Consider the following 21516-nt stretch of genomic DNA (forward strand, 5'->3'; position numbering starts at 1 on the left):
GCGCATCGGGATCAAACAAAAAAGCCCCGCCGGTCTTTCGGCGGGGCTTTCATATTCTGTCTTGTCCTGAAAATCAGGCGCTCTGGCGACGGTCGTTCTGGCGGTTGCGCTGGCGGCGCGGGCGTGATTTTGCCGGGCCGTTGCGGTGGGCGCCATCGCGGGCGTCACCGGCATGGCGCTGGCCGCCATTATTGCCGGAGGGGCGTGCACGACGGGCGGGCTTGCCGGACGGATTGCCGCGGCCACGGCCGCCGCGCCCGCGGGCAGGGCGGTCGGCGTGGGCATGGGGTTCGCCGGAGGCAACGGCAATGTCGATGCCGGTCAGCCGCTGGATATCGCGCAGGAGGCCCGATTCTTCCGGCGTGCAGAAGGCGATGGCCTTGCCGTCATTGCCGGCACGCGCTGTGCGGCCGATACGGTGGACATAGGCATCCGCCACTTCCGGCAGGTCGTAATTGTAGACATGGGTGACGCCGGGAACGTCGATGCCGCGTGCGGCGACATCCGTTGCAACCAGCACGTTGATCGAGCCGTCCTTGAACGCCTTCAGTGCGCGCTCGCGCTGGCCCTGGCTCTTGTTGCCGTGGATCGAGGCCGTGGCAAAACCGCGGCTGTCGAGATGCTTCATCAGCTTTTCCGCGCCGTGCTTGGTACGCAGGAAAACGATCGCGCGGCCTTCCGGATGGCTGGTCAGCTCCTGACGCAGGAGCTCCACCTTTTCGGCCTTGCCGGCGACGAAGTGGACAGCCTGGTCAATCTTGTCGGCCGTCTTGCCGGGCGGCGAAACCTCGACCCGTTCCGGGTTGGAGAGGAAGCTCCGGGAAAGATCGGCGATCGATTTCGGCATGGTCGCCGAAAACAGCATGGTCTGGCGCTGGTCGGGCACCAGGGCGGCGATCTTCTTCAGGTCGTGGATAAAGCCGAGGTCGAGCATCTGGTCGGCCTCGTCGAGCACCAGAAAGCGGACCGCGTCGAGCCTGAGCGCGCGGCGATCCAGAAGGTCGAGCAGACGGCCCGGAGTGGCAACCAGAATGTCGGTGCCGCTGGAAAGCTGATGCTGCTGGCGGTTGATGGATGCACCACCGACGACGATGTTGACCTTCAGCGGCGTCTTGCGCGCGAAGATGCGCAGGTTCTCGGCAATCTGGTTCACCAACTCGCGGGTCGGAGCCAGGATCAGGGTCTTCACGGTCTTCGGATCGGGCTTTTTGCCGTTTTGCAGCAGCATGTCGATGATCGGAAGGCCAAAGGCCGCCGTCTTGCCGGTGCCGGTCTGGGCAAGGCCCATCACGTCACGACCTTCAAGCACCAGCGGGATCGCCTTTTCCTGGATCGGGGTCGGCTTTTCATAGCCTTCCGCGCCAATGCGGGAAACGATCTGGGCGGAGAGGCCGAGTGCGGAAAAATCTGTCAAATCAAATGCGCCTTTCAAGGCATACCGAAATGCCACCTGAGCCAGACCATCACGGTCCAAGCCGGTGTTTTCGGTTTCAAGAACCCCGCGTGAAGTGGGAACTTATGGGTGGAAAATGCCTTCCGCGCGCCGGGTGGGAGCCCGGTCTTTCATCAAGCGCTTGACCTGACCTTGCCGGAACCGCTCGGGTTCTTCAGTGGCGGGCATGCTCACGCGGCATGCGAACAGGTGGAAAGCCTGAGCGCTACATGAGGCTCGGGCTTGCAAAAGTCAAGCCGCAAGTTGGTTTTGCCCTAAATCAGGGCGTTTGCGGCCTGTATCCGCAAAGCATTTCCCGTTTTCCCGCAAAACCCGGCTGTCGGGCGACGGAAAAGCCTGCGGCCTGAAGGTTCCGGCGCACAAAGCCCGCTGCCGTATAGGTGCCGAACGTGCCGTCCGGACGAGTATGGTCGAACACGGCCTGCATCAGTTCTGTCGACCACATTTCCGGATTGCGCGAAGGAGCAAAGCCATCGAGAAACCATGCGTCGAACTGCTCACGCGTTGAACGGAGCGCCGTCAGTGCATCATCACAGCGAACGATCAATCGTGTCTGCTGGTCAACATCGATCGTGATCGCGCCGTGCGGTGCATCGGGCCAGCAAGAAACAAGCGCATCGCGCTCATCGGCAATCTCCGGCCAGCGTGACAGCGCGCGGGCAATCTCATCTGCCTGCATCGGAAAACGTTCGAAGGAGGTAAAGCTCAGATGCGCGTCCGGCCGGCGCAGCGTCTTCCACTGGCGCCAGGTCTCGCAGAAATTGAGCCCCGTCCCGAAGCCAAGCTCACCAATCGAAAAGGTGCCGCCCGCTTGCCAGCGCCCGGGCAGGCGGTTGGCGGCGATGAACACATGGCCGCATTCGGCGCGTCCGTCTGCCTTTGAATAGAAATGATCCTGAAAGGCCGGCGAAAACGGCATGTCGTTTTCGTGCCAGACAAGCGCCTCTGCGCCGGTTTTGCTTGCATCCGCTTCGTGTTTGTGGTCCGCATCGCCCATGATGAATGGCGATAATGCGAATAACACCTCCCGTCAAACCGGGATGGCTGATCTTGTGATCATCGGCGGTGGGATCATGGGGCTGTGGGCGGCCTATCACGCCGAAAAAGCGGGAATCGATACGCTTCTGATCGACCGCGCGGCCCCCGGCGGCGGCACCAGCAACGGGCTTCTCGGCGCGCTGATGGCCTATATGCCGGACCAATGGGACGAAAAGAAACAGTTTCAGTTCGAAGCGCTTGTGGCGCTCGAACAGCAGATCCGTGTGCTGGAAGCCGAAACCGGTATCGCCACGGGCTACCGCCGCGCAGGCCGGATCATGCCGCTTTACAATGATCGGCAGGTCAAGACAGCGCGTCTGCGCGAGGATGCGGCGGCGCAGAACTGGCGGATCGGCGAGCGTCGTTTTGACTGGACCGTGATCGAAACGCCGCCCTTGCCGGGCTGGCCCGGAAAAGACGAAAACGCGCTCGCCTATGTTCACGAGACCCTTGCCGCGCATGTATTTCCGCGTGGCGTGGTTGCCGCGCTGACAGCCTTTCTCCGCTCTGCACGCCATGTGCGGATCATGCAGGCAAGCGTTGCCGGCATTGATGTGATGGCCCGTCGCATCAGGCTTTCCGATGGACAGGGTGTCGGTTTCGGAAAGGTCATCGTTTCGGCCGGCGTCGAGGCCTTCTCGTTGTTGCAGCCCCTGTGGGCACCGGAAGGTCAACCGCTCGGCCGCCCGGTCAAGGGGCAGGCGGCGTTGCTGCAGGCCGATTGCGATCCGGCGCTTCCCATCATGTTCGACAACGGCCTTTACGTGATTGCCCATGAGGGCGGCAGGGTCGCCGTCGGCTCCACGTCCGAGGATGAATTCGACGATGCCTTTGCCACCGATGACAGGCTGGAAACGCTGATTGCCGCCGCGCGTGTGGCCATTCCAGCGCTCCAGGATGCACCGGTGATCGAGCGCTGGGCGGGGCTTCGTCCACGCGGCGTCCATCGTGAGCCGATGATCGGCGCGATTGAAGGCGTGCCGGATGTGGTCGCGCTTGGCGGCGGGTTCAAAACGAGCTTCGCTATCGCCGGCCGGCTGGCCGCGCATGCCATTGCGCTTGTCAGCGATAACACGCCGGCGCTGCAGGAATTGCCGGCCATTTATAACCCGGGAATCTACTTGCAGAGAGCCAATAGAAAGACAAAATAATTCAGTAACGGCAGTGGTTTCGTCGTATCAGTGTCATCACGGTCGCGTATTGCAAGGCATGTTCATCCGCCCTTATGCGTGCCGCAATGTCATCAGACCAGCAACGATATGCCATCAGTTTTACGCCTGCGCCGCATGAAGCGCTCGGCATTGTCGGGGCCAGCTGGGTCGGCCGCAATGCGTTTTCGGGCGCGTCGATCGAACCGCCGATGATTGGCGGACTGTCACTGGCGGAAACGTCCTTTCATACGGCCCTGCCGCGCCGCTACGGGTTTCAGGGCATGCTGAAATCGCCGTTTTATCTCGCTGACGGCATGAGCGAGGCGATGCTGCTCAATGCGCTGATGCGCTTTGCCACAGGCTGGCAGCCGTTCTGGCTGCCGCGTCTGAAGGTCGTGCAGCGGGGCGGCATCCTGGCCTTCGCGCCGGCTGTGGCCGTGCCCGAACTCGATGATCTGGCCGCCGCCGTGGTCTGCGAACTCGACCCCTTCCGCGCGCCCTTGAGCGAGGCGGAACTGGAGCGGCGCGATACCGGACTGCTGTCCCCGGTGCAGTTTACCAATCTGCACCGCTGGGGCCAGCCGGATGTCATGTCCGCGTTTTCGTTTCACATACCGCTGACCGGCCCGCTTGATGCGCGCGAGATGGCGCGGATGGAGCGTGCGGTTTCGGAATTTTTCGGGCCGATCCTGCAGGAACCGGTGGAATTTGAAAACATCGCGCTCTTTGTTGAAGAAGAGCCCGGCGCGCCGTTCTGTGTCCACTCACTTCACCCCATGGGCGCGCTGCCTGCCCGTAAGATTGCCTGATCGTCCTGATTTCTGTGACCTTTGCACCTTTCCTCTTTCGGCATTCGGACTGGTGGAGTACCGTCGGCCGAAAAATGAAAATGAGGGTGTAATGACTGCTGAGACTGGCGCATATCCGCGTGAACTGATTGGCTATGGGCGCAACACGCCGGATCCGAAATGGCCTGGCGATGCCCGCATCGCGGTGCAATTCGTGATCAACTATGAAGAGGGTGGCGAGAGCTGCATTCTCGACGGCGACCCCGCATCGGAATCCCTGCTTTCCGAGATCGTTGGCGCCGATGCCTGGCCCGGCCAGCGCAACATGAACATGGAATCGCTCTACGAATACGGCTCGCGGGCAGGCTTCTGGCGGCTCTGGCGCATTTTTACCGGCTTTAAAATTCCCGTCACGGTTTATGGTGTTACCCAGGCCATGGCGCGCAACCCGGAAGCGGTCGCGGCGATGAAGGAAGCGGGCTGGGAAATTGCCAGCCACGGTCTGCGCTGGCTGGAATACAAGGATTTCGACATCGAGACCGAGCGCGCCCATATTCGCGAGGCGGTGCGGCTGCACACCGAAGTGACCGGCGAACGCCCCTATGGTCTTTATCAGGGCAAGCCATCGGTCAATACGCTCGATCTGGTGATGGAGGAGGGCGGCTTCCTCTATTCCGCCGATACCTATTCCGATGATCTGCCCTATTGGGTGAAAACGCCCGAGGGCAAACCCTTCCTGCTTATTCCCTATACGCTCGACAATAACGACATGCGGTTTGCCACCCCGCAGGGCTTCAATTCGGGCGATCAGTTCTTCACCTATCTCAAGGATGCCTTCGACACGCTTTACGAGGAAGGCCGCGAGGGCGCGCCGAAGATGATGTCGGTGGGGCTGCATTGCCGGCTTGTCGGCAAGCCGGGCCGTGCGGCGGCCCTCAGGCGTTTCCTCGATTACGTCCAGACACACGACAAGGTCTGGCTTCCAAGGCGTGTCGAGATCGCCCGCCACTGGTATGAGCATCATCTGCCGGCGGGAGATGGGGCATGATTTCACGCGCGGAATTTGTCAGCCGGTTCGGCGGCGTGTTCGAATATTCGCCGTTCATTGCCGAACGCGCCTATGATCAGGGGCTTGTCAGCGAGCCTTTGACGGCATCCGGCGTGCATGATGCGCTGTGTACGGTGTTTCGCGCGGCAAGCGATGCGGAGCGGCTTGGCGTTTTGCGCAAGCATCCCGATCTTGCCGGAAAGCTTGCCGTCTCCGGGGATCTGACGGAGGAAAGCCGCCGTGAACAGGCCGGCGCCGGGCTCGATCGCCTCACGCCGGAAGAGCACACAGAGTTTACGGAACTCAATTCCGCCTATATAGAGAAATTCCAATTTCCTTTCATTATTGCAGTCAGCGGACTCAATAAGGACGATATTCTCGCCGCCTTCAAAAGCCGAATCGACAATTCCGCCGAGGAGGAACTGGCGACGGCCTGTCTTCAGGTCGAGAAAATCGCCGGGTTCCGCCTGCAGTCCCTTCTCGCGGAGTAATTGATGTCCGAACAAGAAATGAGTGTGGCCCTGCCTGATTTTGCAGTGGGAGCGATCAACCTCGCCTCGGCCCGTCTGGGCGCGCGTGCGCTTTATGCCACCGACCAGTTTTTTGCGCCGCTGGCGCGTATGCTGAAAGACGATTCTCCTGTCTTCCTGCCCGGCGAATATGACGAGCACGGCAAGTGGATGGACGGCTGGGAAAGCCGCAGAAAGCGCGTACCCGGCCATGACTGGGCAATCATCCGTCTCGCCATGCCGGGCCGCATTCGCGGTTTCGATGTCGATACCTCGCATTTTACCGGCAATTATCCGCCGCAGTGTTCCATTGAGGGCTGCTATATGGAAACCGGCGAGCCGGACGGAAATGCCGACTGGCAGGAGGTCCTCAGCCGTTCCGATCTCGGTCCCGACAGCCATCATTATTTCGAGATGGATCAGGACCGGCGCCAGAAGGTGTTCACCCATCTGCGGGTTCATATCTATCCCGATGGCGGTATTGCCCGTCTCAGGGCCTATGGCTCGGCCTATTTCAACTGGGACAAGGTCGGCGACGGCGAGGAAGTCGATCTCGCCTATATCTTCGGCGGCACTCACGCCCTGCACTGGTCCGATGCCCATTACGGCCATCCCGACCGCACGCTGGCGCCCGGCCGCGGCGTCAATATGGGCGACGGATGGGAAACCGCGCGCCGGCGCGGCCCCGGCCATGACTGGATGATCCTCAAACTCGGTCACCCGGGCATCATTCGCCGCATCGTCGTCGATACCGCGCACTTCAAGGGCAATTTCCCCGATACCTGCATGCTGCTCGGTGCCAATCTGCCGGATCAGAATGACGTTTTCACGCCGGAAGAGATCACGGCCTCGGAAAACTGGGAGCCGATCCTGGACCAGACCAAGATGCAGGCCGATCATATTCACGAGTTTTCCGGCGCTGCGGTGAAGAATATCGGCCCGGTGACCCATGTACGGCTGGCGATGTTTCCCGATGGCGGGATCAGCCGTCTGCGTCTTTACGGAGTGAAAGGTTGAGATGAGCATCAGGCTGCCCGTTGAGAAACTGACCCCGGAAGCCTTCGCGCCCTTTGGCACGGTGATCGCGCCCGATCCGGCGACGGCAAAGTCCATCAACGGCGGCACGACCACGCGTTTCCATGCGCTGGCGCGGTGCGAGGCGCTTGGCACCGATGCCGGGGTGATCATCAACATCTTTCGCGGGAGCCCGCGCCGGTTTCCCTATCAGGTGGACATGATGGAGCGGCATCCGCTGGGCAGCCAGAGCTTTTCGCCGCTTTCGCCCCGGCCGTTCCTCGTCATCGTCGCCGAGGATCACGGCGGCACGCCGGCCAAGCCGCGGGTTTTCCTGGCCGAGAACGGGCAGGGGGTCAATTACCGCGCCAATGTCTGGCATCATCCGCTGATGGCGCTTGGCGAGACGAGTGATTTTCTGGTTGTCGACCGGGACGGTCCCGGCAACAATCTGGAGGAATACATCTACCCCGCCCTGTTCACCATCGAGGAGACTGAGTTTTGACCGGCCTGACCACGCATGTTCTCGACACCGCCCTCGGCCAGCCCGCCTCTGGCATGAAGATCGATCTTTACCGCCTGAACGGCGCGGAGCGGACCTTCATCAAGTCGGTTCATACCAATGATGACGGGCGTATCGACGGCGGTCCGATGATTGCATCGGATGATATCGAGGTGGGGCAATATGAACTGGTCTTCCACGCCGGTGATTATCTCAGGCGCACCGGCGCCGCGGTCACCGAACCGGCGTTTCTGGAGGATATACCGCTGCGTTTTGGGATTGCCGATGTGACGGCGCATTACCATGTGCCGCTGCTGGTCTCCGCCCACGCCTATTCCACCTATCGCGGAAGCTGAACCTCATGAAGATTGCCGCACTCGCCGATATCCATGGCAATATCGATGCGCTGGAGGCCGTGCTGGCCGATCTCGAGCGCCACAGGCCGGATGCGATCGTCAATCTCGGCGACAGCCTGTCCTCGCCGCTTGCCGCCGGTGAAACGGCCGAGCGGCTTTTGCCGCTGTCGCTGCCGACGGTGCGTGGCAATCACGACCGGGCGCTGGTCGAAGGCCCGGAAAGCGAGATGGGGGACTGGGAGAAACCGGCCTTTCCGGAGCTTTCGGAAGCCCATCTGCAATGGCTCCGCGATATGCCGAGTGCGCTGGTGGTCGAGGGCGAGGTTTACATGTGCCACGCGACACCGCAAAGAGACGATGTCATGTGGACCGAGGAATTGTTGCCGTCCGGCCATTTCGCGCTGAAATCCCAGGCGGAGATCGAAGCGCTGGCCGAGGGGATTTCCTATCCGTTGATCCTGTGCGGCCATTCCCACACCGCGCGTTCGGTATTGCTGTCGGAGGGCCGTATCCTCGTCAATCCCGGTTCTGTCGGCTGCCCCGGTTTTGCCTATAACGTGCCTGTCGATCACAAGCTGGAAGCGGCAAACCCGTTTGCCTGTTACGCGATCATCGAAAAGACAGACGCCGGCTGGCAACCGACCTTCCATCAGGTCCGCTACGACACGACCCGCATGGTCTCGCTGGCGCGCGACGCCGGCTATGAGGATTGGGTGAAGGTGATTGCGACGGGACGGGTGGATTAGAGCGCTGCAATTGCCGTTGTTCGCGGAGACCTAACCCAGATAGACCGTACCGGCGGGATAACCGATCCGGCTGGGTTTTCGGGTGGCGAGCAGGAAGCCCAATGTTATCGGGCCGACGCGGCCGATGAACATGACCACCATGATGATGGCCCGGCCCGCATTGTCGAGATCGCCTGTGACGCCCTGAGACATGCCGACTGTGGCGAAGGCAGAGACCGTTTCGAACGCAATCGCGAGAAAATCGCCTTCGTGAAACAGCAGGAGCACGAAGATCGCGGTCATGATGAGCAGGATGCTGGTTGTGGCAAGCGCCAGAACTTTCATGACCTGATCCAGTCCGAGTTCACGCCCGAAGACCTGAATATTGGCCCGCCGTTTGAAAAACGCGACCGTTGCCAGCAACAGGACGATGAAAGTCGTGACCTTGATGCCGCCCCCGGTTGAAGTGCTGCCGGCGCCGATGAACATCAGGGTCATGAACATCAGCGCGGTGGGGTCGGACAGGTTGCCGATCTCGACGGTGTTGAAACCGGCGGTGCGTGTTGTGGCGGCCTGAAACCAGCTTGCCCAGAGCCGGTCAAACCATGGAAGCGCCCCGAGGGTTCCGGGGTTCGTCCACTCCATCAGGGCAAATGCAAGTGCCGACCACACAAGCAACGCCACCGTGCCGGTCAACATCAGCTTGGTGTGCAGCGAGAACCGGCGCCAGCTGCGAACCCGCCAGATGTCGGAGGCAACCGTGAAGCCAAGTCCGCCCATGATGAACAGGGCGGGAATGGTCAGGTTGATGATCGGGTTGCCGACCCAGCGGCTCAAACTGTCCGGAAACAGGGCGAAACCTGCGTTGTTGAAAGCGGAAACCCCGTGAAACAGGGCCTGCCAGAGACCCTCGCGCCACCCCGCTTCGGGCACGAAAACCAGGGCCAGCAGTCCGGCGCCGACCAGTTCGCATAATAGCACGACCTTGAGGATCATGCGGGTCAGCGCCAGCAGGTCCGTCGCCGAAGTCTGGTTGAGGTCTTCCTTCAGGTAAAGACGGTGGGTAAAGCCGACCGGCAGGCCAAGCATGGACAGGATCAGGACGGCAAATGTCATGAGGCCAAGGCCGCCGAGCTGGATCAGGAGCATGACAACAACCTGACCGAAAACGGTGAAAATGCTGCCGGTATCCACGACGACGAGACCTGTAACCGTGACCGCCGACGTCGCCGTGAAAGCGGCATCGGACCATGTGATCGGGCCGGTGGTCGCAAGGGGGAGTTTCAGCGCAGCCGTGCCAAGGATAATGCAGCCGGCATAGATGAGGATCAGGACGAGCGGCGGGGCCAGGTGCGGCGTCTGGCGTTTCGCGTAGATGCGTATCATGCCTCAGTTTCCGTCCCGCAGATCGTCTCCGAAATGGCGCAGGTCCGCGCGTTTGCCGAGCAGGAGAAGCTTGTCGTCTTCCATCAGTCTCAGGTCGCCATCGTCACAGGACAAATACTGATTGTCCCGCATCGCGCCCAATGCCCTGACGTTATATTTCTCGAAAATAGCGGCCTTGCCGACCATCTTGCCGTCGAGCTCGGCAGGCACTTTGAAGTCGACCACATGATAGCCGTTTCCGAGGCTGACATAGTCGCGCACAAGCGGATTGTGCAGCATCTGCGCAATGTGCTGTCCGATTTCCTGCTCGGGCAGGATCACACGGTCCGCGCCAAGCTTGGTCAGGATGCGGTGGTGCGTCCGGTTGAGGGCCTTGACCCAGATCGTCTCGACGCCGAGCATCTTGACGTTCATGGTGCACAGGACATTCGCTTCCAGATCTTCCCCGATCGCGACAATGGCGACGTCGTAGTCTGCGACGCCTGCTTCCTTGAGCGCGACTTCGTCCTTGCCGTCGGCAATCACCGCTTCCGTCAGCGTTTCCGCCAGCCTTGTCACGTATTGTCCGTCAATGTCGATGCCCAGCACCGGATTGCCGAAACGGGCAAGCTCACTGGCAACGGTGCTGCCGAACGTTCCGAGGCCGATCACGGCGAAGCTGCGGGTTTTCATGGTTTTGACCTTTCCGCTGTGGCAAGTGACGGCAGAAAGCGTCATCTCGACCAGGAATGCAAGTCTTGCGGACCGACGGTCTTTGCCGATTGCGTGCAAGCGTTTCAGGCAGTCTATATACTGAAGAACCCGCCGGTCAAAACCGGCGGGTTCCCATGACAGGCGTGGACGATTCTATGCGGCCATCTGGAACCGGAGGGGGTGTTCCGTCAGGTCGCCGAGCAATTGCAGCCAGCGGTCTGCAAATATTTGCTCTGCCTCCTTCGCCTGCTTTCTTCGGGATACGGCGCCCCGTCGAAAGGTATTGACTTCAAATTCATCCAGAAAACGGGCCCAGCCATCCGGCGTATTGTCGCCGACACCGGCTGCACCGTTTGCGATATGCCCGGCAAGGCCATCGGCGCCCGAGGCAATCACAGGACGGCCGGCTGCCATCGCCTCAAGTGCCACCAGCCCGTAAGGCTCGAAGCGTGAAGGCATGGCGATCACGTCGCACGCGGCCATGGCGGCCGCCGGGCTTTCCGCATAGCCCTTGAACACGATGCGCGGATCCTTGCCGGACAGTTTTTTCAGGTGCTTTTCGTCCGCGCCGCTGCCGTAAACATGCAGTTCGATATCCTTCCGGTTCGAACGGCGCAGGCCTTCGATGAGAATGTCGAAGCCTTTCTGGCTATCGAAACGACCGATTGCACCGATGACTGTCTTGCCGGCCGGCAACCTGTCAGGCAGGGCGAAAAAGTCGTCGAGCGCAACACAGGGTTCGATGACGGCAAGGCGGTTGCCCGAAACAAATTTGCGACCGAGCCACTGCCCCTGCTGGGCGCTGACGGCGACAACCTTGTCAAACAGCGCATAGGCTGCCGACAGGAGGGTTTCGAACCGGTCACGGTTTTCGACACGCGCGGTGACGAAGCGCTCCGAATAGCTGTGCTCGACATGGACCAGCGGCGTTTCGGCATAACGGGCCCGCAGCGCCGTCATCAGCGGCATGTTTTTCCAGCAGACCGAAAGATGCGAGACGATATGGCTGGCATCGGCAAGGCGCGGCGGCGAAAGCTGACCGCGTTTGACACGCACGAGCTTGTGTTCTCCGGCGCCCTGTCCGAGGGCGCGGGTGAGGTGATCGAGCATGCGGTTGACACCGCCGAAACCGGCATCATCGACGAGGTGGTAGATGGTCATGGATCTGGTCTCCCAAAGGTCAGGCGTTGCTGGTGCCGAGAAGGCGGTTTTCAACATGGGCGTAGAGGCCGTCGCCGGCGAGCGCGATAACGGCGGCGGCGGCGAGCGTGACAGTGGTCTTCACCGGCTCTTCAATGAGCGGGCGGTACGATGCTTTCAGCGAACGCAGCGCGTAGCCGAGTGCGGCGCGGCCCTGTCGCAGGGAAACACAGCGGCGTGCCAGATAGCGCAGCTGATAAGCGGCGGCACGGTCACCATGGCGCTCGACAAGGCCGGGGGCGAGCCGGGCGATCTTGTCGCGCATGGCAAGCCAGGTCTGAAACTGCTTTTCGACATTGGCCGAAAGGCCGCCGATATGGATGCGGTAAAGCGTCAGATGACCCGGAATTCCTTCGATCTTCCAGTCCTGGGTGACGATGAAACGCAGCCAGCCTTCGATGTCGTCCGACTGGCGGAAGTTTTCGTCAAACCACCAGTCGCGCTCGGTCTCTCCGGCCGGACGATAGCCGAAGCCTTGAAGTGCGGCGGCGCGGATAACGGCGGCGGAGCCGTTGCCGATCGGGTTGCGGCAGAAAACGTCGGCCGCGGTGATGTTCTTCAGCTTCGGTGACTGGTTGATGCCGACGGACTTGCCATCGCGATCGATCATGCTGGACCCTGCAAAGCTGATGCCGACATCCGGGTTGTCCTCAAGGTGGCGGATGTGAAGCTCAAGCTTTTCGGGCAGCCACAGGTCGTCGGCATCGCAAAAGCCGACATAGGCGCCCTTTGCGGCGGCGATGCCGGTGTTGTGGGCGCCCGCGAGACCCCGGTTGGCCTGCGAGATCAGACGAATGCGCGGATCGGCATACCCTTTGACAATGGCAACCGTACTGTCGCTGGAGCCGTCGTCGACAACGATGATCTCGAAATCGGTGAAGGTCTGGTCGAGCAGGGAATCGAGGGTTTCGCGAATGGTTGTCGCGGCATTGTAGGCCGGAACAACGATGCTGGCGGCGGGAAACAGGTTTTTCATGGCGACGTTCTCCGGGTGATGATCAGTGGTTTGCCGAAAGACGCTTGAAAGCGCTCGGGCTCAGGGCTTCGACAGTGGCTGCGCCGAGGGTCAGGACGCCCCGGCTGGGCTGTTTGAAAAAGGCGCGCGGGCTGAGGCAGAGCGCCTTGAGTGCAAGCTTGAGCGCGGTGCCGCGCGTGCTTTCCAGCCGCAGCGCGCGGCGGGCGAGATAGCGCAGATGCGTTGCTTCGGCCGCATTGATCTCGTTTTGCGAGAGGGCAACGTTCAGCCGGCGGGCGGTTAAAAGCGCGGTTTCCCAGGAAAAGCGCATGGCCGCCAGATCGGATGAAAGGCCGCTCCGGCTCGTGCGGTAAAAGGTCAGCACCGTGTCGATCCCTTCGATCCGCGCGCCGCCGGCGGCAAGCCGCACCAGCCACTCGACATCTTCGCCATGCACGATGTTCGCGTTGAAGCCGCCGGAAGCGATGAAGGCTTCACGCGTGACGACAATGTTCGACATCGTGCAGGTTTCGTTTTCGGCGATCAGGTTGGCGACCGTCAGCGGGGTGTTCGAAACCGTGGAATAGGTCTCGACATCCGCAACGCTGTTGGCGAAAAACGCAACGCGGCCATAGGCAACATCCGGGGCATTCGTCTCGGCGAACCGCCTGTCGAGAACATTCAGGCGGTTGGCGGGCCAGATATCATCGGCATCGAGGAAGGCGATCAGCTCGCCTTCGGCGTGGTGGAAGACCGCCCGGTTGCGGGCGATACTCGGGCCACCATTGGCCTGCTGTACGATCCGGATCCGTCTGCTGCGCTGGGCAAACCAGCTGGCAATGGCGACGGTTTCGTCGGTTGAACCATCATCGATGACGATAACCTCGAAATCAAAAAAGGTCTGGTCGAGAACCGCGTTCAGTGTTGCCGCGATCGTTTCGGCGGCGTTGTAGCAAGGGATGACAACCGAAAATCTGGTCATGATCAGGCTCCCTGAAACGAGGGTTTGCAATGGGCCACGGTGCGGACACCGAAAGCGCGAAACAGTACCGGTAGCGAAACGGCGCTCTGGACGATCGTCGCGGCGGCAAGCGTTGCCCAGGCCAGGGCCGTCAGGCCGTAGGGGGCCGCGACAACAGCTGTCGCCGTGATGATGGTTCCGGCAACCAGCGACAGGGCCAGTTCACGATCGGCACGGCCACCGGAGCGCAGCCACTGGGCGGTGACCGACCACAGCATGTTCGGGATCGCCGTCAGGCAGAGAATGGCGACCAGCGGGGCAACCGATGCCCATTTGGCACCGAAGACCAGCGAAACATAAGACGATGCGGCAAAGCTCTGGGTCAGCGCGACGACTGTTATCGCTGTCAAAGCCAGCGTGAGGCCGCGCTTGAGCGCACCGATACGGTCGCCGGATGTCGACAGATAGGGAAACAGGACCGTCGACAGCGCGGTTGCCAGCGAGGTCGAGATACCGACCCCGGCATTGAAGGCAAAGAAATAGATGCCGAGCGCTTCCGTTCCGAGGACGGCGCCGACGATCAGCTTGTCGGCCTGTGCCCTGACAGCCTTCACGAATTCGATGCCGAGTACCGACGCGCCGAAGCGGGTGAAGGCGGAAAGCGGGGCCGGCGCGATGCCGGGTGCGGGCTTCCAGGCGACCAGGCGGCGCATGCCGATCAGCCAGACCGGTGCGGAAATCAACTTCGGCAGAACCACAGCCAGCGGGCTCGGGAATATGGCGACGAGCAGGACGGTCAGCAGGTTGGCGCTGACATTCTGTGCGCCGGAGACCGCGGCCGTGCGGGTCAGCAGACCCCTGCGCATGGCAAGGGCGCACTGGACAAGGCCGCCGGGCATGAACAAATATTCCAGCCCGAGCAGTGCGATCAGGGCGAAGGTCATGATGCTGCCACCGGCAAGCCAGACACCGGCGCCGACTGCGATCTGCAGAACGGTAAGCCCCGTGCACCAGACCCAGAAGATCTGGCGGGCGCGATTGCAGACGGCGTCAAGCTCGTTGTCGCCGGCGATGATGATGCGCTGGCCAACGCCGTTTTCGGCGAGAGATTTGAGGATTTCCGAGCCGGCCATGGCCGCCGCCGCGATGCCGAGTTCCACGGGGGAGAGGAAGCGGGCCATCGCGACGACGACCGCGAGCCGGGAGGCTTTCGCGGCAGCCTCCGACGCGAGATAGGCCGAAGCGCCGCGCAGAAGCGGCGAAGAAGCAGCGTCAGCAATTTTCTGTCTGAGCATGTTCATCCTGGTATCGGCCTTGTGTTTCAAGCGGTGGACGTCGGGTTTCGTTGTGTTAGGTTTATAAGTGAAAGGAGGGCGGTCTTTGGGGGTGCCGAAGGTCATCGGAACGCACATTCGGCTCTGTTTCCTATCCTTTGGTATAGGCGACAGGCGGTAGAGCCATGTGATTATTGGGTGTGTCAGCGGCCGGCGGAAAAGGCCGCATTGCAGTATGGGTCAAAAGCGTTTGGAAAACCGACTGAAAACGGCTTGCTGCCGCGTCGCGCTCGTGTCGCTTCTTGCCTTTGCGCAAGGGTGTGCCACGCTCGAGCCGATTGAAAACAGCGAAAACGTCAAGCAAGGCGAAAGCTATCAGGCTCAGTATCGGGCGACGACCTCCGATGAGGAGGCCGAACGCCTGCGCAAATCTTCCGTTTTGATGAATGCCCAGCGCTGTGCGCCCGACCAGAAGCTCGGGCCGCCCGGCAGCCGGATGGTGCCGCCCGATATCGACATCCTGTCGCCGGGCGATCTGATCGAAATCTCGATTACCGACGACGATGTGATTTCAGGCAAATACGAAGTGTCGCAGGACGGCATGTTGCGGCTGATGCATGTGCCGCCGGTCCGCGCCCAGGGACGGTCCGTCGATTCCATTGAGGAATCCGTGCGCCGGACCCTGATTGACGAGGGGCTTTACAACACCGTGCCATTGGTCTCGATCCGCGTGATGGATTTCGCGCCGGCGCGTGTCTTCGTGGCCGGCGCCGTGTTCGAGCCGGGATCGGTGACGATCGGCTCGGTTGCCGCAACGTCGCTGGACCGGCTCCGGCAGGAAACGGCCGGCGGGCGGACCAGCGCGCGGCGACTGGCGCGCGCCCTGCAATCGGCCGGCGGCGTGCGCCCGGATGCCGACCTTTCGCGGGTCTCGGTCTGGCGCGGCGGACACAAGAAAGTTTATGACATGCGCCCTGTGATTACCGGGCATGCCTACCCCGATCCTGTTCTGCTGGAAGGCGATCAGGTCGAAATTCCAAGCCGTCACTGCTTCCAGGAAGAGCTGGTGGCGCCGTCGGCGGTTTCGCCGCCGGGCGTCAAGGTGTTCATGTCCAATCTCGCGGTGCCCGCCACATCCAATTCCCAGGCCGCGATTTCCAAGGATACGGTCGAACTGCGCTACGGGACGCGCTTTCTGCAGGCCGTCTTCAGCCTCAACTGCGTCGGTGGCACGCGGCTGACGAATTCCAACCGCTCGGCGGTGCTGTTTACCCGTAACCCCATCACCGGCCAGTCGATCGTGATCGAACGCAATCTCGAGGAACTCCTGCGGCGCGGGGATCGTGACAATTTCGATCCCTATCTGATGCCGGGGGATGCACTGGCCTGCTATGATTCCTCAGTGATCAACATTACCGACCTTGCCACCAAGCTGGGGATTATCGGCGCGCTCGGCGTGATCATCTGAGCGCTTCAGCCTGTCATACCAAGAGTCAATGATTAGAACGCGTATGACCGGAGCGATTTTGAAAGCCGGCTAGGCGAAAACCGCAGTCGTAGCCGTCGCTACGGCGAGGATTTTCAACGACGCGGGCTTTCAAAAGCGCTCGGCCCTGAAAGGGTGCGGCTGGAATGGCCACCGAGGGCGTCAAAATCCTCGCGCGATGCTTGAGCATCGCTCTGCGGTATTTTCCTACTCGGACGACCATTCCAGCGCGCATCATATGAGTCCTAATCATTGACTCTTGGTATCAGTTCCGACAGGGCTTTCAGCGTTCTTTCAGCCGTTTCACGCGCGGCGGCGCAGAGCGGGACAATTTGTTCGCGCGCGCCGTGCTTTGCCGCCGATTCCACATCCAGCAATGTGGCCCGCAGGGCAATTGCGCCGAAAACGGCGGCAGAACCCGCCATCTTGTGGGCGCAGGCGGCGAGGTCTTCGAGGTCGGTGTTCTGCTCGGTATCGCCGCAGAATTTTGACTCCGATTCAGCCAGTTCCGTCTTGAACCGTTCAAGCTGGCGCTGGAACAGTTCGGGCGGCAGTGCCTCGGTCAGGTCCGCCAGCGTTTCATGATCGATCAGATTGAAATCATCCGATACCTCATCGTCATCGGGGAATGCGTCGTCGGCAGCCTCGCGCCGGCGCATCAACATGCCGATCACCTCCCGCACCTTGGCGCTTCGAAGCGGCTTGACGATGCAGTCTTCCATGCCTGCGTCTTCGAGCTTGCGGCGCTCATCCGGCAGGGCATGGGCGGTCAGACCGAATATCGGCACATTGCGCGACAGGCCGTTGCCTTCACGGATGGCACGGGTGGCGCCGATCCCGTCGAGGCGCGGCATGCTGACATCCATGAAAATCACGTCGAAGCGCTCGGCTGCGGCCTTGTCGACACCTTCGATGCCGTCATGGGCCTCCACGATCCGGCAACCGTGCTTCTTCAGCATTTCACGTGCCACGAAGCGGTTTGTCTCATTGTCTTCGACAAGCAGGACGGAAAGTCCCGCCTGTTCGAGCGGTACGGGCGCGCTTTCGGTTTTTTCGACCTCCACCGGGCGCTGTTCCGACACCGCAAGCGGCGGCAGGCGCAGATAGAAGCGGCTGCCCTGACCGGGCGCGCTTTCGACGCCGATTTCGCCGCCCATCAGTTCTACAAGCCGGCGCGAAATTCCTAGGCCGAGACCCGAACCGGGCGCCGTCCGTTTATAGGATGGGTCCAGCATCACGAAGTCATCGAAAATACGTGAAACATCCGCTTCACTGATCCCGATGCCGGTATCGCTGACGGAAAACTCGACCCAGCCTTCTTTGTCATATGGGAGAGCGCTGATCCGGATCGTGCCGTTTTCGGTGAACTTCACGGCATTGCCGACGAGATTGATCAGCACCTGACGCAGGGCGTGGCGGTCCTGATCGAAAAACGCTGCTTCTTCCGCAGTCCTTATCTCTATGGTGTTTCCGCGTCTTTGCGCTGCCGGATCGTTCATTTTCTTCAGTTCCGTCATCAGCGGAAGAACTTCGAAGTGAACCGGATTGAGCCGGGTGACGCCTGCTTCGATGCGGGTGATGTTGAGGACATCGTCGATATGGCTTTGCAGGATTTCGCCGGACGCGATGGCCGTTTCGACATAGTCGCGCTGTTTGCGGGTCAGCCGGGTTTCGTTCAGCATGTCCAGCAGGCCCATGACCCCGTTGAGCGGGGTGCGCATCTCGTGGCTCATGACGGCAAGAAAGTCGGATTTCGCCTTTGCCGTTGCCACGGCATCGTCGCGTGCCTGGGTCAGATTGTCCTGCGCGCGTTTGCGTTCGGAAATGTCGCGCATATAGGTCACGATAATGCGTCTTTCGCCGCGCCGGATCAGGCCGACCGACACTTCCGCCGGGAAGACTTCGCCGTCAGCGCGCATCGCGTTGATTTCCAGCCGTCCGGAAAGGTTGGTTTCGCTGCCGCGGAACCGGTCGAGAAACTCGACGCGCCTGTCCCGGTGAAGCTGAAGATCCTCCTTCGGGATGATCAGCTTTTCCGCCGTAACGCCAAGCGCATGTTCGCGCTTGTAGCCGAAAAGCTGTTCGGCGGCGGGATTGAAATCGAGGATGCGTCCTTTTTCGTCCGAGACGATGATTGCATCCAGCGAGGCGTTGATCGCGCTTTCGTAAAGCAGGTTCTGCGTCTGCAGGTCCTCGGTTCGAAGCCGCGCAATGCGGAACTGCCAGACGGCGAGGAACAGCGCCAGAAACATGGCCGCCATAACGCCGGCTGCAACCAGCCCGGTGCGCAGCAAAAGACTGGAAAAGGCCTGCCGGTCCTGATCGGATTGCGCGGCCAGAAGGCGCACGCCGGTCAGCGCGATGTCGCGGACGTCGTCACGCATTGCATTCAGTGTCGGCTTGAGCGTCGGCAGGGCGCTGGCGAGCGCGTCATCGGGTCCGTCAATGAGGGGAATGGCGCGGTTGAGCGTATCGGTAATCCGGTTCAGGGTCTGCCGGGCACCCGCCTGTCGCGTGACGTTGCTGAAGACCGATCCGCGCCGCAAAGTGTCGATCCGGCTGTAGAAGATATCGAAGCGCTGGCGAAGCTCGTCAAGTGTTGCGGGTGTCGGATTCCGGGTCGCATCGTCGACGGCGCTTTCCAGCACCAGCAGTTCGACCTGGACCTGCGCCATCTGCCACTGGACATTGTCGGTCGAAGCCGAGCGCAGACGCGCCAGTTCCTGCATCAGCTGTGCAGCAAGCAGGCTCAGCACCAGCGTCACCGCCAGCAAAAAGAGACCGGCGGCGACGTAAACGCCTCTCCAGTCTCTCGGTTTGCGGTCGCGGGCGGCTATGCCAGCCTGTTCCTGCATCAGATCAGTCTTCCACTTCGATCGACTTCAACTGCCATATGCTACGCGAATATGTGATCTCTGTCTTGTAGGCCGGCTTGTCATCAAAGGGATAGATCACCCAGACCGGTCCTTTATCCCGCACCGAAAGAGGGTGCCCGTCAACCCGCGTCGCCAGGATCGGCCCGCCGGAAACGGCCTCTGATGCCGGGACATCAATTGCGTAGTCGTTGAGCGCGGTCATCAGCAGTTGAGAGCCGTCGGCATCGACGGCCTCGAGCAGCGCCGACAGTTCCACGCCGGAATATTCAGCCGCTTTGTCGGTCCAGATCGTCTCTGTCGTAAAACGGGTCTGGGGCAGGGCGTCCAGCATGGCGAGATCGAATTCGGCCGCGCCGTCGGCGTTGGTCACGCCGATATTGCCCGAAACGGTCAGGATGACCCGGCCCATCGGTGCGGGCAGGTCCTCGGCCGATGCGGTCGCAATCAGAAGAAACGGCGTCAGCACTGCGGTCAGAAAAAGTCGTTGGAACATGATCAGCAACCTTCCAGGTTTGCGGAATTGATATTGTGATTTTACGCGCAAGCCGCTCCGGCTGATGGGCAAACAAGCGTGGTTGCGCTATACGGAAGGATAGGATCGGCGACGCGATCGTGACGTTGGATCGCGCGCCGGACCTTTTGTTTTCAGTAGGCGCCGCGCCCGGAGAAGACCGCGCGCACCGTCAGCGCGATAATGGTCAGGTCCAGGACGATACTGCGCGAGCGGATATAGGCATTGTCCATCTGCAGCATCCGCTCGAACCCGATTTCGGCGCGGCCGGAAACCTGCCAGAGCCCGGTGATGCCCGGCTTGGCGGCAAGCCGCGACATGGCTTCCGGCGCGTAGGCGGCAACTTCCTGCGGCAGCGCGGGGCGCGGGCCGACAATCGACATATTACCCTTCAGCACGTTGATCAGCTGCGGCAGTTCGTCGATCGAAAGCTTTCGCATGATCCGGCCGGCAGGCGTGACGCGCGGGTCCTTGCGCGACTTGAAGCAGATGCCTTCGCGGTCACTGGTTTCCAGCAATGCTGCGCGGCGGGCTTCTGCGTCGCGGTACATCGAGCGGAACTTCAGCATGGTGAATGTCTGGCCGTTTTCGCCGACACGGGTTTGACGGAAGAACACGGGCCCCCGCGAGGTGGCCGCCACGGCAAGCGCCGTGCTGGCCATCAGCGGCGACAGCATCAAAAGTGCCGATGAGGCAACGGCAATGTCGAGCAGGCGCTTGCCGCGAACATTTGCAGCAGCCGTCGCCCCGGCGCGCACCGTGCGGGCCTCACGCCAGGCATTGAAAACGAAACGGAAATTGCCGACGAGATAGCGTTTGGCCATCCGCTTCGGTTCCATCATCAGCCGCCAGACCCACTCGCATCCCGCCTTGCGGAAGAGCAGAGGCGCACGGGTGACCCGGCCCGACCAGAAATCGAACTGAGCGCCGACGCCCATGACCATGCCGGCGTTGAGCTTGTGGCGGTTGCGGGCAATCCACACGTCCTGCATCGGCACGCCAAGCGCGACAAGCACGATATCGGCGCCCGAACGGTTGATGGCGTCGATGATGCCGGCTTCGTCGTCACGGGTGAAATAGCCATGGCGGGTGCCGGCAATCTTCAGGCCGGGCGCAAGTTCGCCGGCGCGCGTGGCCGCAGCATCCGCAACGCCATCCTGACTGCCGAAAAAGTAGATTGAACGGCCAAGCCGTGCGGCTTCCCGACACAGCGGCACGAAAAGGTCGGTGCCGTTGAGATTGGCCTCGAAACCTTTTTTCTGCAGCTTGGCTGCAAGCTTCATGCCGGAACCATCGGGCAACAGGTAATCCGCCTTGCTGACGGCCCAGCGATAAGATGCGTCGTCCTTATGGGTATTCATGCAATGGGCGTTCAGGAAAGCGGCGGTGCGCTTTTCCTGCGGCGCCTCGAGCAGGCCGCTGACCGCCTCCTGCTGGGTAGCGCTAACAATCGGAAGTCCGAAGAGCGAAACTGTTTTGAAAGCGGCCATCTGCCTCTCCATCATGCGTGTTGTTGTTGGGGAGAAGATGTCGGAAGCGCGGGGCCTGCGCCTTATCGAGTAAGGTGATGTTTTACGCCAGGAAGCATAG

General features: G+C 61.3%; 19 protein-coding genes and 1 pseudogene. 9 read left to right on the plus strand and 11 right to left on the minus strand.

The annotated features are described in order from the left end of the window. Positions 1-109: 109 nt before the first annotated feature. Positions 110-1414 (minus strand): annotated as a pseudogene (locus ABID12_RS17760) (DEAD/DEAH box helicase); the annotation flags it as partial. 298 nt (positions 1415-1712) lie between these two features. Further along, positions 1713-2450 carry a tRNA (5-methylaminomethyl-2-thiouridine)(34)-methyltransferase MnmC2 gene (gene mnmC2, locus ABID12_RS17765; RefSeq protein ID WP_354435463.1) on the minus strand — a complete coding sequence of 246 codons (738 nt, stop codon included), beginning with the start codon at positions 2448-2450 and terminating at the stop codon, positions 1713-1715. Positions 2451-2493: 43 nt separating this feature from the next. On the opposite strand from mnmC2, the gene ABID12_RS17770 reads away from it, so the two are divergent. From ABID12_RS17770 to ABID12_RS17805, 8 genes are all read left to right on the plus strand, one after another. Next, positions 2494-3642: an NAD(P)/FAD-dependent oxidoreductase gene (locus ABID12_RS17770; RefSeq protein WP_354435464.1), complete on the plus strand. Its 1149-nt coding sequence runs from the start codon at positions 2494-2496 to the stop codon at positions 3640-3642. Between the two features lie 86 nt (positions 3643-3728). Beyond that, positions 3729-4451 (plus strand): DUF1045 domain-containing protein, encoded by a 723-nt coding sequence (locus ABID12_RS17775; protein WP_354435465.1) that lies wholly within the window; start codon positions 3729-3731, stop codon positions 4449-4451. Between the two features lie 91 nt (positions 4452-4542). Then, positions 4543-5478 (plus strand): allantoinase PuuE, encoded by a 936-nt coding sequence (puuE, locus tag ABID12_RS17780; RefSeq protein WP_354435466.1) that lies wholly within the window; start codon positions 4543-4545, stop codon positions 5476-5478. Further along, positions 5475-5969, plus strand: a complete 495-nt coding sequence (uraD, locus tag ABID12_RS17785) for a 2-oxo-4-hydroxy-4-carboxy-5-ureidoimidazoline decarboxylase (protein WP_106302307.1) — start codon at positions 5475-5477, stop codon at positions 5967-5969. The genes puuE and uraD overlap by 4 nt, the downstream gene beginning before the upstream one ends. 3 nt (positions 5970-5972) lie before the next feature. After that, positions 5973-7004 carry an allantoicase gene (gene alc, locus ABID12_RS17790; protein WP_354435467.1) on the plus strand — a complete coding sequence of 344 codons (1032 nt, stop codon included), beginning with the start codon at positions 5973-5975 and terminating at the stop codon, positions 7002-7004. Position 7005: 1 nt separating this feature from the next. Beyond that, positions 7006-7506 (plus strand): ureidoglycolate lyase, encoded by a 501-nt coding sequence (locus tag ABID12_RS17795; protein WP_106302301.1) that lies wholly within the window; start codon positions 7006-7008, stop codon positions 7504-7506. Continuing rightward, on the plus strand, positions 7503-7859 hold the full coding sequence (uraH, locus tag ABID12_RS17800) for a hydroxyisourate hydrolase (protein WP_106302298.1): 357 nt from the start codon (positions 7503-7505) through the stop codon (positions 7857-7859). The genes ABID12_RS17795 and uraH overlap by 4 nt, the downstream gene beginning before the upstream one ends. A 5-nt stretch (positions 7860-7864) precedes the next feature. Then, positions 7865-8605 (plus strand): metallophosphoesterase family protein, encoded by a 741-nt coding sequence (locus ABID12_RS17805; RefSeq protein WP_354435468.1) that lies wholly within the window; start codon positions 7865-7867, stop codon positions 8603-8605. A gap of 30 nt (positions 8606-8635) precedes the next feature. On the opposite strand, the gene ABID12_RS17810 is transcribed toward ABID12_RS17805, so the two are convergent. The 6 genes from ABID12_RS17810 to ABID12_RS17835 form a co-directional block, all read right to left on the minus strand. Next, positions 8636-9970 carry a TrkH family potassium uptake protein gene (locus ABID12_RS17810; protein ID WP_354435469.1) on the minus strand — a complete coding sequence of 445 codons (1335 nt, stop codon included), beginning with the start codon at positions 9968-9970 and terminating at the stop codon, positions 8636-8638. A gap of 3 nt (positions 9971-9973) precedes the next feature. Continuing rightward, entirely contained in the window at positions 9974-10642 is a 669-nt protein-coding gene (locus ABID12_RS17815; protein ID WP_106303173.1) for a potassium channel family protein, read from the minus strand. A gap of 174 nt (positions 10643-10816) precedes the next feature. After that, complete coding sequence (locus ABID12_RS17820; protein WP_354435470.1) at positions 10817-11824, minus strand: glycosyltransferase family 4 protein; 1008 nt, start codon at positions 11822-11824, stop codon at positions 10817-10819. A 19-nt stretch (positions 11825-11843) separates the two neighbouring features. Further along, positions 11844-12839: a glycosyltransferase family 2 protein gene (locus tag ABID12_RS17825; RefSeq protein ID WP_354435471.1), complete on the minus strand. Its 996-nt coding sequence runs from the start codon at positions 12837-12839 to the stop codon at positions 11844-11846. 22 nt (positions 12840-12861) lie between these two features. Continuing rightward, positions 12862-13800 (minus strand): glycosyltransferase family 2 protein, encoded by a 939-nt coding sequence (locus ABID12_RS17830; protein WP_354435472.1) that lies wholly within the window; start codon positions 13798-13800, stop codon positions 12862-12864. A 2-nt stretch (positions 13801-13802) separates the two neighbouring features. Further along, positions 13803-15074, minus strand: coding sequence for an oligosaccharide flippase family protein (locus ABID12_RS17835; protein WP_354435473.1), 1272 nt, complete (start codon positions 15072-15074; stop codon positions 13803-13805). A 214-nt stretch (positions 15075-15288) separates the two neighbouring features. Between ABID12_RS17835 and ABID12_RS17840 the strand changes: the two genes are divergently transcribed. After that, entirely contained in the window at positions 15289-16521 is a 1233-nt protein-coding gene (locus ABID12_RS17840; RefSeq protein WP_354435474.1) for a polysaccharide biosynthesis/export family protein, read from the plus strand. A gap of 263 nt (positions 16522-16784) precedes the next feature. Here the strand turns inward: ABID12_RS17840 and ABID12_RS17845 are convergent, their stop codons facing one another. From ABID12_RS17845 to ABID12_RS17855, 3 genes are all read right to left on the minus strand, one after another. Then, complete coding sequence (locus ABID12_RS17845; protein WP_354435475.1) at positions 16785-19394, minus strand: ATP-binding protein; 2610 nt, start codon at positions 19392-19394, stop codon at positions 16785-16787. A 4-nt stretch (positions 19395-19398) separates the two neighbouring features. Beyond that, on the minus strand, positions 19399-19908 hold the full coding sequence (locus ABID12_RS17850) for a putative pterin-binding protein (protein ID WP_354435476.1): 510 nt from the start codon (positions 19906-19908) through the stop codon (positions 19399-19401). Between the two features lie 152 nt (positions 19909-20060). Next, positions 20061-21416 (minus strand): WecB/TagA/CpsF family glycosyltransferase, encoded by a 1356-nt coding sequence (locus ABID12_RS17855; protein WP_354435477.1) that lies wholly within the window; start codon positions 21414-21416, stop codon positions 20061-20063. Positions 21417-21516: the final 100 nt, after the last annotated feature.

Origin of the sequence: Martelella mangrovi (assembly GCF_040545495.1) — a bacterium.
GTDB classification, from domain to species: Bacteria; Pseudomonadota; Alphaproteobacteria; order Rhizobiales; family Rhizobiaceae; genus Martelella; species Martelella mangrovi.